This is a genomic window from Stenotrophomonas sp. STEN054, from assembly GCF_056854535.1.
On sequence record NZ_JBXFWG010000002.1, the window covers coordinates 80,168 to 94,549 of the forward strand.

Annotated in this window: 13 protein-coding genes; 8 read left to right on the forward strand and 5 right to left on the reverse strand. The window is 68.3% G+C overall.

Annotation, left to right across the window (positions count from 1 at the left end; all coding sequences use genetic code 11):
* Nucleotides 1-137: 137 nt before the first annotated feature.
* The 7 genes from AC1VXD_RS01255 to AC1VXD_RS01285 all read left to right on the forward strand — a co-directional run bounded on the left by AC1VXD_RS01255 (nucleotide 138) and on the right by AC1VXD_RS01285 (nucleotide 7,758).
* A complete protein-coding gene (locus tag AC1VXD_RS01255) occupies nucleotides 138-1,424 on the forward strand; it encodes a DUF445 domain-containing protein (RefSeq protein WP_482990482.1) in 1,287 nt (428 codons plus the stop codon).
* A gap of 495 nt (nucleotides 1,425-1,919) precedes the next feature.
* Nucleotides 1,920-2,303 (forward strand): DUF4124 domain-containing protein, encoded by a 384-nt coding sequence (locus tag AC1VXD_RS01260; protein WP_482990483.1) that lies wholly within the window; start codon nucleotides 1,920-1,922, stop codon nucleotides 2,301-2,303.
* A 261-nt stretch (nucleotides 2,304-2,564) separates the two neighbouring features.
* Complete coding sequence (locus tag AC1VXD_RS01265) at nucleotides 2,565-4,787, forward strand: TonB-dependent siderophore receptor (protein ID WP_482990484.1); 2,223 nt, start codon at nucleotides 2,565-2,567, stop codon at nucleotides 4,785-4,787.
* Nucleotides 4,788-4,895: 108 nt separating this feature from the next.
* A complete protein-coding gene (locus AC1VXD_RS01270) occupies nucleotides 4,896-5,216 on the forward strand; it encodes a DUF3649 domain-containing protein (protein WP_367381866.1) in 321 nt (106 codons plus the stop codon).
* Nucleotides 5,213-6,847: a PepSY-associated TM helix domain-containing protein gene (locus tag AC1VXD_RS01275; protein ID WP_482990485.1), complete on the forward strand. Its 1,635-nt coding sequence runs from the start codon at nucleotides 5,213-5,215 to the stop codon at nucleotides 6,845-6,847. The genes AC1VXD_RS01270 and AC1VXD_RS01275 overlap by 4 nt, the downstream gene beginning before the upstream one ends.
* A complete protein-coding gene (locus AC1VXD_RS01280; protein WP_482990486.1) occupies nucleotides 6,844-7,173 on the forward strand; it encodes a DUF3325 domain-containing protein in 330 nt (109 codons plus the stop codon). Before AC1VXD_RS01275 ends, AC1VXD_RS01280 begins: the two co-directional genes overlap by 4 nt.
* A gap of 96 nt (nucleotides 7,174-7,269) precedes the next feature.
* On the forward strand, nucleotides 7,270-7,758 hold the full coding sequence (locus AC1VXD_RS01285; protein ID WP_482990487.1) for a hypothetical protein: 489 nt from the start codon (nucleotides 7,270-7,272) through the stop codon (nucleotides 7,756-7,758).
* A gap of 101 nt (nucleotides 7,759-7,859) precedes the next feature.
* On the opposite strand, the gene rlmKL is transcribed toward AC1VXD_RS01285, so the two are convergent.
* Both rlmKL and AC1VXD_RS01295 read right to left on the reverse strand, forming a co-directional pair.
* Entirely contained in the window at nucleotides 7,860-9,998 is a 2,139-nt protein-coding gene (gene rlmKL / locus AC1VXD_RS01290; RefSeq protein ID WP_482990488.1) for a bifunctional 23S rRNA (guanine(2069)-N(7))-methyltransferase RlmK/23S rRNA (guanine(2445)-N(2))-methyltransferase RlmL, read from the reverse strand.
* Nucleotides 9,999-10,143: 145 nt separating this feature from the next.
* Nucleotides 10,144-10,671, reverse strand: coding sequence for an alpha/beta hydrolase (locus tag AC1VXD_RS01295; RefSeq protein ID WP_164075492.1), 528 nt, complete (start codon nucleotides 10,669-10,671; stop codon nucleotides 10,144-10,146).
* 72 nt (nucleotides 10,672-10,743) lie between these two features.
* On the opposite strand from AC1VXD_RS01295, the gene AC1VXD_RS01300 reads away from it, so the two are divergent.
* Nucleotides 10,744-11,310 (forward strand): N-acetylmuramoyl-L-alanine amidase, encoded by a 567-nt coding sequence (locus tag AC1VXD_RS01300; RefSeq protein ID WP_482990489.1) that lies wholly within the window; start codon nucleotides 10,744-10,746, stop codon nucleotides 11,308-11,310.
* Nucleotides 11,311-11,672: 362 nt separating this feature from the next.
* On the opposite strand, the gene AC1VXD_RS01305 is transcribed toward AC1VXD_RS01300, so the two are convergent.
* From AC1VXD_RS01305 to AC1VXD_RS01315, 3 genes are all read right to left on the reverse strand, one after another.
* The gene (locus AC1VXD_RS01305) at nucleotides 11,673-12,575 is read right to left on the reverse strand and encodes a sulfurtransferase (protein ID WP_482990490.1); all 903 of its coding nucleotides are present in this window, start codon (nucleotides 12,573-12,575) and stop codon (nucleotides 11,673-11,675) included.
* A complete protein-coding gene (locus AC1VXD_RS01310; protein WP_482990491.1) occupies nucleotides 12,572-13,384 on the reverse strand; it encodes a CoA pyrophosphatase in 813 nt (270 codons plus the stop codon). Before AC1VXD_RS01310 ends, AC1VXD_RS01305 begins: the two co-directional genes overlap by 4 nt.
* 134 nt (nucleotides 13,385-13,518) lie before the next feature.
* On the reverse strand, nucleotides 13,519-14,220 hold the full coding sequence (locus AC1VXD_RS01315) for an FKBP-type peptidyl-prolyl cis-trans isomerase N-terminal domain-containing protein (protein WP_482990492.1): 702 nt from the start codon (nucleotides 14,218-14,220) through the stop codon (nucleotides 13,519-13,521).
* Nucleotides 14,221-14,382: the final 162 nt, after the last annotated feature.

Genomic DNA, 14,382 nt, shown 5'->3' on the forward strand with positions numbered 1-14,382 from the left:
GCCCGGCGCTACCGATGGGAAGACGCGCCCCTGTAGAGCCGAGCCCATGCTCGGCTGCCGTGCACCGCGGCAAAAGCAGCCGAGCGTGGGCTCGACTCTACAGATCAGCGTCACCGTGCTGCAGGTAGACTCCCCCCATGACGTCTGCCATTGATCCGCGTCGCGCGCAGCTGCGACGCCTGAAAGCCATCGCCCTGGGCCTGCTGCTGTTGATGCTGGCCGGGTTCGCGGTCAGCCACTGGCAGGGCGAGCGCGGCGGCTGGGCCTGGGTGTCGGCCTTCTGCGAGGCTGCCGCCGTCGGCGCGCTGGCCGATTGGTTCGCGGTGGTGGCGCTGTTCCGGCGGCCGATGGGCCTGCCCATTCCGCACACGGCGATCATCCCGCGCAGCAAGGAACGCATCGGCGACAGCCTGGCCCTGTTCGTGCGCGACCAGTTTCTGGAGCCGGGCGTGCTGCTGGCCAAGCTGCAGGTCTTCGACCCCGCCAGCCGTCTCGGCAGCTGGCTGGCCGATCCGGCACGTTCGCGCATGCTGGCCGGCATGGCCCGTGGCTGGGCGCTGCAGGCCCTGGATTTCTTCGACGAAGGTGCCGTACGCCGGCAGCTGCACAGCTTCGTCGTGCAGCAGCTGCGACAGTGGAACGCGGCCTCCACCGCTGGCGAACTGCTGGCCCTGCTGACCGCCGATGGCCGCCACCAGCGCGTGCTGGACGAGGGCCTGCAGCGGCTCGGCCGCTGGCTGGAACAACCGGAAGTGAAGGAACGCGCCTCGCAGTTGATCGTGCGCTACATCCAGCGAGAGTGGCCGACGCTGTCGAACACGGTGAACTGGATCAAGCCGATCGACGAGATCGGCGACAGCCTGGCCGAGCGGCTGGCGGGGGCGGTGCTGGAGGAGCTGCAGCAGGTCCTGGCCGAGCCGCAGCATCCGTTGCGGCAGGATTACGAGGCCTGGCTGGGCAACTACGTGCAGCGCCTGCGCGAAGACCCGGCGCTGGCCGAGCGCATCGAGCAGCTGAAGCAGGAAATGATCGACCATCCGGCCCTGCAGGAGTACGTGCAGGGGCTGTGGGCGCGCATCCACGCCAGCCTGCGCGCGGATCTGCAGCGCGAGGATTCGGCACTGGTCGGCCATCTGCAGCGCAGCCTGGCGTCGCTGGGTTCGACGCTGCAGAGCGACCCCGCGCTGCGCGGTGCGCTCAACCAGCATCTGCTGGAGGGTGCGCAGCGCCTGACCGAGCGCCTGCGCGAGGGGGTGACCACGCACATCGCGCAGACGGTGAAGGGCTGGGACGAACGGCACCTGGTCGAGCAGCTGGAACTGAGCGTCGGCCGCGACCTGCAGTTCATCCGGTTCAACGGCACGCTGGTGGGTGGGTTGATTGGCGTGCTGCTGCATGCGGCAACGGTGCTGTTCAAATTTTGATGATTGCTTGGCAGGGGTGCGCCCTGCACCCGCGGTAGTGCCGGCCGCTTGCCGGCAACAGCAGCAGCAACGGCCAAAGCCTGCATTCCGTGGGTTGGCGGGATGGGTCCGGTTGAGGGGGACGCCGTAAGCCCATCCATAGGGGCTTGGTCGCCGCTTGCTCGTGTGCGCTGTCCTGCGCACACGGCAAGACCGGGGTTGGGCGTCCTGCCCAACCCGCCCGAGGCTTGCCTCGGGCCCATGCGGCTCACCCCCCCTCAACCGGACCCACCCCGCCTTCGACAGTTTCCCGCGATCTGTTTGGAACCTGCTGCTTATGGTGGGTGCCGACCGTTGGTCGGCACGGGGTCGGATCCCGTTGCTGCGCAACGGGCTCTGACCCCATGCCTGGCCGAAGGCGGCGGCATGTTGCGCGACTGGGGTCACACTCCTTATGCTCCCGCGCCATGCGGGCCAGGGTGGCCCGTGGGGGGATTCATGCGAAGGATATGGGTGTTGCTGCCATTGCTGGCGGCGGCCGGTGATGCGTGCGCGCAGCGTGTGTACAAGTGCAACGATGGCGGTCATACCGTCTACCAGACGCTGCCCTGCCCGAGCGGGCAGGATACGGGCGTGACGCGGCCGATCGTGCGTGATCCCAAACTGAGCTGGCAGGAGTCGGAGCGGGTCGACCGTGAGCTCCGCGATGCCCGCCGTCAGCTGCAGGCCAATGCCGGCCGCAGTGCGCCACAGGGTTCCGGCACGGTCATCGAGGCCGCCAGCAACGCCGAAGCCTGCGACAAAGCGCGTGCGCGCCGCGAGATGGCCGAGTGGTTCGGCACGCGCACGCCGCAGCGGCAGCTCAACGACGACGTCACCCGCGCCTGCGCGTCGCGCTGAAGGTGGGCCCCCACGCCCCGGCCAATCCGTGCTTGATTAACGAAATGCGAATGCCTATCATTTACTGATCGGTTGTACGCTCAGCCACCCGGCGCCCCCACCGCGCTTCCGCCCGTGTACATCCCCGGCTCCTCGTGCGCCGACGGCCCTGGCCGTCAGCGCGTGGCGATGGGAGATGCCTCGGGTCGCGCGATTCCGCGCAAGCGCCCGCACGCATGGATTCCATCGCTGATGTTTTTCTCCTGCATGGAATCGCACTGCATGGCCCGACCGAACATTCCCGTCGTTTCACCCTTGGCGCTGGCCCTGGCCACGCTGTTGTGTGCCCCGCTGGCCCACGCCGATGCGCCGTCCGCTGCCGATGCGCGCACGCTGGATACGGTGAAGGTGACCGCTGACGGCGAGATCGCGAACGGCTATACGGTCAAGAACGCGCGCAGTGCGACCAAGCTGGACCTGTCGCTGCGCGAGACGCCGCAATCGATCACCGTCATTACCCGCCAGCGCCTGGATGACATGGGCCTGTTCTCGCTGTCCGATGTGATGGGCCAGGTCACCGGCGTGCATGTGGCGGTCACCGACAGCGAGCGCATCAACTACGTCTCGCGCGGCTACAACATCACCAATTTCCAGATCGACGGCATGCTCAACACGTTTGGTGGGTCGATCAAGACCAACACCGACAACGTGATCTACGAACGCATCGAAGTGATCCGCGGTGCCACCGGCCTGACCACCGGCGCCGGTGATCCGTCCGGCACCATCAGCATGGTGCGCAAGCGCCCGACCGACACCCTCCAGATGGGTGCCAACCTGACCCTGGGCCGCTGGGGCAACCAGCGCCTGGAAGCCGATCTGGGCGGCCCGATCGCCTGGGATGGCCGCATCCGCGCGCGCGTGGTCGCCGCCAAGCAGCAGAGCGATTCGTTCCGTGATGTCTACCAGCTGGACAAGGACGTGTTCTACGGCATCGTCCAGGCCGACCTGACCGACAGCACGCTGTTCGAAGTGGGTTACGAGTACCAGTCGCCGCATACCCGCGGCGTGACCTGGGGCGTGGTGCCGTACTGGGGCCCGGATGGCACGCCGGCCAACCTGCCGCGCTCGACCAACCTCTCCGCGTCGTGGAGCAGCTGGCCGATCATCGAGAAGACCACCTTCGCGCGGCTGGAACAGCAGCTGGGCAGCCACTGGTCGGTGAAGGGCGCGATCAGCCGCGCCAAACGCAACACCGATGGCGCGGTCTGGTATGGCGCACAGGGCTACCCGCGTGCCGATGGCACCGGCGTGCTCGCCTACATCGGCAACTTCGTTGAAGACAGCACGATGGATGTGGCGGACGTCAACGCCACCGGCAGCTTCGAACTGTTCGGCCACACCCAGGAAGTGGTGTTCGGCGCAGGCCAGTCGGTGCGCAAGGGCGCGTACCCGGCGGCCTCCATCGACCCCTCCCCCGCCAGTTACGCCCAGGTGCCCGACTGGCGGAACTGGACCGGCGATGTCGCGCCGCTGTCGGTGACCCGTCCGGGCTACCTGGGTTCGCAGGATGAGCTGCGCCAGCAGGCGGCCTACGTGGCTACCCGCCTGCGCCTGGCCGACCCGCTGCTGGTGGTGGCCGGCGTGCGCTACGGCACCTGGGAAACCAAGACCTGGCGCTACAGCTACGACAGCAGCGGCGACCGCACCGGCACCACGCGCACCGGCTACAAGCCCAAGGACCAGACCACGCCGTACGCCGGCGTGGTGTACGACTTCAACCGCGTGCTCAGCGCCTATGCCAGCTACACCGACATCTTCGCGCCGCAGAACTACCGCGACAAGAACGGCAGCTACCTGGAGCCGGTGGTCGGCAAGATGTACGAAGGCGGCCTGAAGGCCGAGTTCTTCGACGGCCTGCTGAATGCCTCGGCGGCGATTTTCGAGGGCGAGAAGGACAACGTGGCCGAGGTCGATGATTCGGTGCCGCTGAATTCGCTTCCGGATGGCACCCAGGCCTACCGCTCCACCGGCAAGGGCAACAAGGTGCACGGCTGGGAAGTGGAGGCACAGGGCAGTCTCGGCGAAAGCTGGAACCTCTCGGCGGGCTTTGCCCACGCCGTCAGCCGCAGCCAGGCCGGCGTCGTACAGAACAGCACCACCCCGCAGGACACCTTCCGCCTCAACGCCAGCTGGCGCCCGGGCGGCATCGATGGCCGCTTCTGGCTGGGCGGCGGTGCCACCTGGCAGAGCCGCATCTGGCGCGCCAGCGTCAAGCCGGCAGCCGACTACCTGACCAGCGGCCGCACCGAAAGTGCGCGTATCCGCCAGGACGCGTTCTACCTGCTGAACCTGGCCGGCGGCTACCGCTTCAACGAGAACTTCAGCGCCCAGCTCAACATCAGCAACCTGCTGGACAAGAAGTATTACAGCAACGTCGGTTTCTACAACGGCGTGTACTGGGGTGAACCGCGCAACGTCACCATGACCCTGCGCTGGAAGCTCTGACGCCCTGATGGATGGCGCCGGTTCTGCGACCGGCGCCCGGCCATGGATGGCCAACCCCGGCGCGCTTCGGTGCGCCGGCCTTTCTTCCAACGAACCTGCAGGACCGCCGTGGACCGCTCGCCCGAACTTGCCAGCTCCCGCCTCAGCACCTTCTTCGCCAGCGAACGCTGGGGAGTGCTGTCCCGTTCCCTGGCCGCGATCTTCGGTGGCTACGCGCTGGCCTCGATGACCAGCGTGTTCTGCGCCGTGGCCCTGCCCGCCGCGCGTGGCCAGGCCGTGCTGACCGGCATGCTGCTGGCCATCGTGGTCGCCGCCTGCGCCGCGTTGTGGGCCTTCGCCACGCGCAGCGCACTGCGCGCCTGGGTCGGCATCCTCGGCCCCACCCTGCTGCTGGCCACCGCGTCGCGCCTGCTGGGGGCCTGGGCATGAAGAACGGATTCCGCCAGTCGATGGCCTGGCTGCACACCTGGACCGGCCTGCTGGTCGGCTGGCTGCTGCTGCTGATCTTCATGGCCGGCACCGCCAGCTACTACCGCGAGGAGATCAGCCGCTGGATGCGCCCGGAGCTGCCCAGCGCCAGGGTCAGCACCGACGTAGCCGCGCAGCGCGCCATCGATTTCCTGCAGGACAAGGCTGGCAACGCCGAGATGTGGTATGTGACGCTGCCGCAGCCGCGCAACCCGGCGATGAGCACGTTCTGGCGCGTGCCCGCCGGCCAGGCCGATCCGTCCAAGGGCCGTCGCGGTGCCTTCGGCGATGCAACGCTGGACCCGAACACCGGCGGCGAACTGAAGGCGCGCGATACCCGTGGCGGTGACTTCTTCTACCGCCTGCATTTCGACCTGCACTACATCCCGGTGTACTGGGCGCGCTACCTGGTGGGCTTCTGCGCGATGTTCATGCTGGTGGCGATCATCACCGGCGTCATCACCCACAAGAAAATCTTCAAGGACTTCTTCACCTTCCGCAAGAACAAGGGCCTGCGGTCGTGGCTGGATTTCCACAACGTCAGCGCGGTGATGGCCCTGCCCTACCACGCGATGATCACCTACACCGGCATCGTCACCCTGATGATCATGTACCTGCCGTGGGGCGTGAAAGTGGCCTACCCGCATGACGAGGACAAGTTCTTCGCCGAAGCCTTCGGTGGCATGCCCGAGGTAAGCGCACCGGCCGAGGGCCGCGCGCCGCCGCTGCCGATCGCGCAACTGCTGGACAGCGCGCGCGCACACTGGAAGGGCGTGGAAGTGGCGGGCTTCACCGTGACCAACCCGGGCGCCGCCAACGCGGTCATCGACATCCGCCAGCGCGACGGCAAGCGGCTGTCCACCGATACCCCGGCGCTTCGCTATGACATGGCCAGCGGTGCGCTGCTGCAGGAGAGCCCGCCTTCCGGCGCCGCAACCGCCACCCGTGGCGTGATGTATGGCCTGCACCTGGCCCGCTTCGCTGATTGGGGCCTGCGCGCGTTGTTCTTCCTGTCCGGCCTGACCGGCTGCCTGATGGTGGCCAGCGGCGTGGTGCTGTGGGCGGTGAAGGAACGGCCCAAGCATGCCAAAAGTTGCCGCATCGGCTTCGGCCTGCGCCTGGTCGATGCGCTGAACATCGGCGCCGTGGCCGGCCTGCCGATCGCGTTTGCCGCCTACTTCTGGGGCAACCGCCTGCTGCCGCTGGAGATGGCCGAGCGCTCGAATGCCGAGGCCAACGTGTTCTTCTACGCTTGGGGCGCCGCTCTGCTGGCGGCCTTCATCTGGCCCAAGCGGATGATGTGGGTGTGGCAGCTGTACATCGGCGCGGCCGCCTTCGCGCTGGTGCCGGTCGTCAATGCACTGACCACCCACGCGCACCTGGGCGCGACCCTGCTCAGTGGCGATTGGGTGCTGGCGGGTTTCGATCTGTCGATGCTCGCCTTCGGCGCGATGCTGGCGATGTGCGGCCGGCGCATGCAGCGCTGGACGCCGCCGCTGAGCGCGGCCGAAAAAAAGATGCGCGCAGCGGCGGCTGCAGCCACCAAGGTACCGGCTGCGCCTGCGGCTACCGAAGCGGAGGCCGGCGCATGATCCTGCTGGCCCTGACCCTGTCCTTCTCCGCGTTCACCGCGCTGTCGCTGGCGATGGAAAAGCACCAGCAGGACCTGCACGGCAAGGCCGCCGCGACGCCGGCACGGCGCGCACAGTGGCGCGTGCTGGGCTGGGCGCTGCTGACGGTCGCGTTCGCGCTGTGCGTGGTCGACCATGGCTGGGCGATGGGCCCGGTGCTGTGGCTGGGTGCGCTGACCCTGGCTGGCGTGCCGCTGGCATTTGGCCTGTACCCGTACCGGCAGACGTGGATCGCACCGCTGGCCATCGCGCTGCCGGTTCTCGGCCTGTTGGTGGCGTTTCTGTAAGCCGGCAGTCGGAGTCGGACCCCTTGCGCGCCGCGCAAGGACTCTGACCCCATCCAGGCACCGCGCATCCACGCATGGCGTGGGTCCACGCCGGGCATGGCCCGGCGCTACCGGCCTACAATTCCTGATATGGAATCAACTGCCCTGCTGCAACGGATTGCTGGAATCCGCTTCTTTTCCCGCTTGGGCGAAGAATTGCCGGCAACCTCAGACATCGTTCCCGTAGCATCCCTGACGCAAGCGTTGCAGGCCATTGATGCCGATGACTTCGAATGGATGCCGGTAACGCTGGGCGATCCGGATCCGTTCCATGGCGCATTGCCGCGCCCCGCCGAGCTGGCCGAACCCCGCCGCGAACTCAACCGCACCCTGATGCGCGTCCTGTCCGCCTCCGATCTGCCGGCCCTGCGCTGCGGCGCGCATTACCTGCACCAGGTTGCACGCGATGCGGCGATGTTCGCCGGGCGGCAGCGGTTGCTGGAATTACACCTTGGCCTGCCGGCGCACTGGGAGCCAGTGATCGCGTTGTACGAACAAGGGCATTGGCCGTTGGCCCACGCCCCGGGTCGGTTGCTGGTGTTGTAGGGCCATCCACGCATGGCGTGGATCTACGCCGGGCATGGCCCGGCGCTACCGGGACCGGATCCATTGCGCACCGCGCAAGGGATCCGACCCCCAGGTACCGGTCAGCCCAGGCGCTTCAGTTCCCACGCGCGGTGGATGCGCGCGTTGCGCTCGAAGTCCGGGCCAATCGTGCGCGCGGTGATCTCGCGGCACTGGGCGAACTCGGCAATGGCGTTTTCTTCCAGCTTGAAGCGGCGGAAGTTGTTGGAGAAATACAGCACGCCGCCCAGCGCCAGGCGCGCCACCGCGGCACGCAGCATCTTCACCTGTTCGCGCTGCACGTCGAAGTCGTCGGCACGGGCCGAGTTCGAGAACGTCGGCGGATCGCAGAAGATCACGTCGTACTGGCCACGGTCGCCTTCCAGCCATGCCATCGCATCGGCCTGCACCAGCAGATGCTGGTTGCCGCCCTGGCCGTTCAGCGCCAGGTTGTCGTAGCACCACTGCAGATAGGTCGCCGACAGATCGACGCTGGTGGTACTGGCCGCGCCGGCCACCGCCGCCTGCACACTGGCCACGCCGGTGTAGCAGAACAGGTTGAGGAAGCGCTTGCCACGCACCTGCTCGGCCATCATCCGGCGCAGCGGACGGTGGTCCAGGAAGAGACCGGTATCGAGGTAATCGAACAGGTTCACCTGCAGCAGCGCGTTGTTCTCACGCACCACGATGAACTCGTCGCGCTGCTCGAAGCGGCCGTACTTGCTGCCGCCCTTGCCGCGCTCGCGCGACTTCATCGACACCTGCTCCGGCGGCACGCCGAACACTTCGCGCGCGGCGGCCAGCAGTTCGTTGCGCCGACGGCGCACGTCGTTTTCCGGAATCGCGGCCGGTGCAGCGTATTCCTGCACGTGCAGGAAGGTGCGGCGCTGGCCACCGTCTTCTTCATAGACGTCGATGGCCGCCGCGTACTCCGGCAGGTCGGCATCGTAGGCGCGGAAGCAGGTGATGTCCTCGCGCGCGCGCCAGCTCTTGAACTTCTTCAGGTTCTTGCGCAGGCGGTTGGCCACCATCTGCGCGCCTTCGCTCAGTTCGCGCGGCTGCGCCGGGTCGCGGCCCGGCACGGCGACCGGGTCGCAGACGATCAGCGCGCACTCCAGCGCACCATTGAACATCTGGTACTTCTTGCCCGCGCGCAGGCCGGTGGCGAAGGCCAGTTCATCGTTGCCGCACAGCAGGCTCGCGCGCCACTGCGGCACGGCCTTCTGCAGCGCATTGCCCAGCGCGCGGTACAGCGCCGGATCGGCGGCCAGGCGCTCGTCGTAGGGCGGGTTGCAGACCACCGCGCCGATTTCCTGCTCCGGTGCGGCCAGGTCGGCCACGTCGGCACGGGTGAAGCGGATGGCGTGGGCCACGCCGGCCACTTCGGCATTCTCGCGGGCGGCCTGGATGGCCACCGGGTCGATGTCGCTGCCGTGGATGACCGGCTTCAGTGCGGCCAGGCCAGCGGCTTCGCGATCACGCGCTTCACTCTGGATCGCCTTCCAGGCGGCCTTGTCGAAACCCAGCCAGCGGCTCGGCGGCAGGCTGCCATGGCGCATCAGGCCGGGGGCGACGTCGGCGGCCATCAGCGCGCCTTCGATCAGCAGCGTGCCGCTGCCGCACATCGGGTCCAGCAGGCCACCACCGGCGGCGTGCAGGCGCGGCCACTGCGCGCGCAGCAGCAGTGCGGCGGCCAGGTTTTCCTTCAGCGGCGCCTCGTGGGCGGCGCCTCGCCAGCCACGGCGGTGCAGCGAGCCGCCGCCGAGATCGATCGACAGCGAGGCACGGCCCTTGCGCAGCGACAGGTTCACGCGCACGTCGGGCAGGTCGGTGTTGACCGAGGGGCGTTCCAGGCCTTCGTCACGCATGCGGTCGACGATGGCGTCCTTGATCCGCTGCGCGGCAAAGCGCGCATGGGTGATCTTGTCGCCGGACACGTGGGCGTCCACCGCCAGGGTCATCTCCGGCTTGATGTGCTCGTGCCACGGCAGCGCGCGCACGCCGTCGTAGAGGGCCTGCTCGTCCGGGCACTCGAACGCGTCGATCGGCCACAGCACGCGGCTGGCCAGGCGCGACCACATGACGATCCGCAGCGCCTGCTCCAGTTCGCCTTCGGCGTTGACGCCGGCAATGGTGGCGGTGGCCTTGCCAAGGCCCAGGGCCGACAGTTCATCGGCAAGCAGGTATTCCAGGCCCTTGGCGCAGGAGACGAAGAATTTCACGGGATCGGTTCGCAGGTGGTCGGGCGCGGCACGGGGGCCGGGCCAGTCGGAAAGGAGGGCCGTGGACACGGCCGGCAGGCCCGCGCCGGGGGCGGCGGGGCTGCCATTGTAGTCAAAGCGGGCGGGCGCGCCGTGCGCCCGGGCTTCACAGCTGGCGCAGGAGGCGCTCGAAGGCCTGCGCGGAGGCCTCTACGTGACGTTCCAGGCGGTGGCCGTCGTCCACCAGCAGCAGCTGCGCCGAGCGCGCCTGCGCCCAGGCGATGACCCCGGCGGCCGGTACCACCTCGTCATGCCAGGCCTGGACCACCGTGGTCGGCACGGCAGCGGCGTCCAGCGCCGGCATCGGGCCCATGGTGGTGGGCGGCACCATCAGGAACAGGCCGGCCACCGGCACCTGCAGCGAGGCGATGCCGGAAATGTAGGCGCCCAGGCTGGACCCGGCCAGCACCACCGGGCCCTGCGCAGCGGCCGCGGCGGCACGCTCGACCAGCCGCTGCAGGCGGGTGCGCACGTCGCCGACGCGGCTGATCTCGCTCATCGCGTCCAGGTCGGTGTAGTCGGGGCGCTCGTGGGTCCAGCCCAGCCGCTCGGCAACCTCGGCCAGGGCGGTGACCTTGGTGGCCTCCGGGCCGCTCTCGAAGCCATGGGACAGGATGCAGTGGCCGCGGCTCATGCATGCGCTCCCAGGGAGCGGTTCAACGTCGATCGGGAAGGCAGGTTCATCCTGCAATGCTAGCATCGCCGCATGCCCACCCCGCTCCTGCCCGGCCTGCAGCTGCAGCCCCTGCCCTACCACGACCGCCTGCCCCTGCGTGATGCCGACAGCCTGCGGATGGTGGTGATCCACTGCACCGAGCTGCCGGACCTGGCGATGGCCCGCGAGTATGGCGAGCGCGTGCTGTATGACAGCGGCGCGGGCAACAGCGGGCATTTCTACATCGACCGCGACGGCGGCATGGTGCAGTACGTGGCGCCGGAGCGCATCGCCCACCACGTGCGCGGCATGAACGCCGATACGGTGGGCATCGAGCTGGTCAACACCGGCCGCTACCCGCACTGGTTCGACAGCCGCCACCAGGCGATGGACGAGCCGTATACGGAGGCGCAGCTGGTGGCGCTGGAGGCGCTGCTGCTGGCGCTGGTGGCACGGTATCCGTCGCTGCAGCGCATTGCCGGGCACGACCAGCTGGATCTGGAGCGGGTGCCGGCCAGTGATGATGCGGGGCTGACGGTGGCGCGCAAGCGGGATCCGGGGCCGTTGTTTCCATGGGCGCGGGTGCTGGCGAAGGTGCCGTTGCAAGGGTTGGAGTGAGGGTTTGCAGGGCTGCGCCCTGCACCTGCAGACGCCAGGGCAACAGCAGAAGCTGGCTTCCTGAGGGGAGGCAGGGTGGGTCCGGTTGAGGGGGGCGCCGTAAACCCGTCCATGGGGGCTTGGTCGCGGCATCCATGCCGCTCACACCCCCTCAACCGGACCCACCCTGCCTTCGACAGTTTCCCGCGATCTGTCGGAACCTGCTGTTGATGGTGGGTACCGACCGTTGGTCGGCACGGGGTCGAATCAATCGAAATGCGCTTTTGTAGAGTCGAGCCGCGCTCGACTGCGCCTTGCACGGCTACCGGGCCGATAGGGTCAGAGCCGTTTCCCGTTGGGAAACGGATCCGACCCCGCGCGGCTCAGGCGCCGGTGGCGACCGGGCGGGTGCTGTCGCTGACCCAGCCGCTCCAGGAGTCGGCGTAGATGCGGGCGCCGCTCAGGCCGGCGCTTTCCATCGCCAGCAGCAGGTGGCAGGCGGTCACGCCGGATCCGCACATCAGCACGACGCGCTCGGGGTCCTGGCTGCCGATCACGCCCTGCAGTTCGGCGCGCAGTTCCTGCGGGTCGCGCAGGCGGCCGTCGAGGACGTTCAGGGCGAACGGGCGGTTGACCGCGCCGGGCACGTGCCCGGCCACCGGGTCCAGCGGCTCGACCTCGCCGCGGAAACGCTCGCCGGCGCGGGCGTCCACCAGCCAGCCGGGGGCGTGCTTGAGGCGCGCGGCGATTTCGTCGGCCGATGCCACCTGTGTGGTGTCGAAGCGGCCCGGATACGGGGGCTGCGCGGTCACCTCGCTGTGGCCTGTGCCCAGCGCGTGGCCCGCGGCCTGCCAGGCAGCAATGCCGCCGTCGAGCACGGCGACCCGGCTGTGGCCGATCAGGCGCAGCAGCCACCACAGGCGGGCGGCCGCCATGCTGCCGTCGCTGCCGTCGTAGACCACGACCTGGGTGTCCGGCCCGATGCCCCACTGGCCCACGCGCGCGGCGAAGGTGTCGCTGTCGGGCAGCGGATGGCGGCCATGGCCACTGCGGCGCAGGTCGGAAAGATCCTGGTTGAGATCGGCATGGACCGCACCCGGGATATGCCCGGCCGCGTACTGCCCCGCCCCGGCCTGCGGGTCAGCCAGCGCGGCGCGCGCATCCACCACGCGCACGGCGGTGCTGGCGGTGGCACGGGCATCGATCACGCGCACGTCGCCATCGAGGGCGGCGGCCAGCGTGGCGACATCGACCAGGGTGGTCCACGGCGGATCGATCGGCTTCATTGCACTTGCTCCAGGCGGCGACGCAGGTTGTAGAGGATGGCGGCGGTCGCGCCCCAGATGCGCTGGCCAGGCCAGCCGTATTCGAGGACATGGCGCAGGCGGCCGCGATGGTTGATCTCGACCTGGCGCAGGTTTTCGGCAGCCATCAGGTAGTCCAGCGGCACCTCGAACACCTCGGCCACCTCGCTGGGCTGCGGCACCGGCACGAAATCCGGATCGACCACCGCCACCACCGGGGTCACCCGGTAACCGGTGATGGTCACGAACGGATCGAGGTAGCCCAGCGCCTGCACCTGGCCCGGTGCCAGCGCGATTTCTTCCTGGCTCTCGCGCAGTGCGGCTGCCAGCGCATCGCGGTCGTCCGGTTCGGTGCGTCCGCCCGGGAAGCCGACCTGGCCACCATGAGTGCGCAGGGTCTCGGTGCGGCGGGTCAGGATGACCTGGGCACCGCCAGCACGCGGCACGATGCCGGCCAGCACCGCGGCTTCCACCGGCGGGCCGGGCGGCAGCAGGTCACTCAGTTCACTGCGGTTCCAGCCATCGCCCTGCGGCGGTTGGGCCAGCGGATGCAGCGCGCGCAGCAGGCGTTCGTGGTCGGCCAGTGATCCGCGCAGCGACTGCCGCAGTTGTTCGCGCAGGGGCTGCACGCGATGCAGGATGCTGCTGCGTTCTCGGTCGCTCATCGACGACCACCCTGCGATTTCATCGATATGCCGCCCGCACCCGGCGCACAGCCGGTTGTGATCCAGCTTGCACACTCCAATGCAGGGGCTTGCGACAACACGCGCCGGTTCTTCCGTAGTTTGCACCCTGCAACAGTAGCGCGAATGGCTGCAGTTGGGGACGATCACGAAGGTGCGTGATCGTCGCGGGATGCACAAACAGAAACGCGCCGGTGGAAGCCACCGGCGCGTTGTCTGCAGTGCAGTGATGTCGCTTCGACTTACTTGACGCTGACCAGCTTCACTTCGAACTGCACCGCCACGTTCGGCGGGAAACCGGTACGAGGGTCGGCGCCGTACGCCTGGTCCGGCGGCAGGGTGATTTCCCACTTCGAGCCTGCCGGCATCTGCAGCAGGGTCTCGCGCATGGCCTTCATTTCGACTTCGCTGACCTTGATCGACGGAATCTGCTGGGCCGGACGCGCTTCGGCCGGACGCTGGCCAAACGGGTACGGACCGGCCACTTCCAGCTGCACGGTGCTGGCCTGGGTCGGCTTGGCGCCCTTGCCGGCTTCGATCACGCGATACTGCACACCGCTCGGCAGCGACTGCACGCCCGCCTTGGCCTTGTTGGCCGCAACGAACTGGTCGCTCTTGGTCTTGTTTTCAGCAGCAGCCTTTTCGTACTCGGCCTTGGCGGCCTGGGCACGGCCCTGCTCGCGCTTCTGGAACGCTTCAACGGCCGGCTTCAGCTGCTCGGCGGTGATCGCCGGCTGCTTCTTGGCGTAGGCGTCCTGCAGGCCCTTCACCACCGAGTTGATGTCCAGCTGCTCACCACGACCGGTCAGCTCCGCCAGGTTGTTGCCGTAGTCGTAACCGAAGTAATAGCTCAGCTTGCCCTTTTCGGACGCGACGTCCTGGGCGAGGGCATTGCCCGTCAGGGCCAGGGCCGCGACGGCGACCGCGATAGAACGCAACTTCATCAAACAGTTCTCCAGGGGTGGTAACTCAGGGACGTTCTGCGCCGCCCTGAGGCGACGGGTTAGGATACCGGCCACAACGTGTAACCGCTACTGACCACGCAGGCTTTGACCCACCTGCGTTTCAGGAGTTCAATCTCACTTTTTTTTAACGTTCCAGGAGGT

Coding starts and splice junctions, on each gene's coding strand:
- AC1VXD_RS01255 (WP_482990482.1), top strand. CDS start 138: ATGACGTCTGCCATTGATCCGCGTCGCGCGCAGCTGCGACGCCTGAAA.
- AC1VXD_RS01265 (WP_482990484.1), top strand. CDS start 2,565: ATGGCCCGACCGAACATTCCCGTCGTTTCACCCTTGGCGCTGGCCCTG.
- AC1VXD_RS01275 (WP_482990485.1), top strand. CDS start 5,213: ATGAAGAACGGATTCCGCCAGTCGATGGCCTGGCTGCACACCTGGACC.
- AC1VXD_RS01280 (WP_482990486.1), top strand. CDS start 6,844: ATGATCCTGCTGGCCCTGACCCTGTCCTTCTCCGCGTTCACCGCGCTG.
- AC1VXD_RS01285 (WP_482990487.1), top strand. CDS start 7,270: ATGGCCCGGCGCTACCGGCCTACAATTCCTGATATGGAATCAACTGCC.
- AC1VXD_RS01295 (WP_164075492.1), bottom strand. CDS start 10,671: ATGAGCCGCGGCCACTGCATCCTGTCCCATGGCTTCGAGAGCGGCCCG.
- AC1VXD_RS01300 (WP_482990489.1), top strand. CDS start 10,744: ATGCCCACCCCGCTCCTGCCCGGCCTGCAGCTGCAGCCCCTGCCCTAC.
- AC1VXD_RS01305 (WP_482990490.1), bottom strand. CDS start 12,575: ATGAAGCCGATCGATCCGCCGTGGACCACCCTGGTCGATGTCGCCACG.
- AC1VXD_RS01315 (WP_482990492.1), bottom strand. CDS start 14,220: ATGAAGTTGCGTTCTATCGCGGTCGCCGTCGCGGCCCTGGCCCTGACG.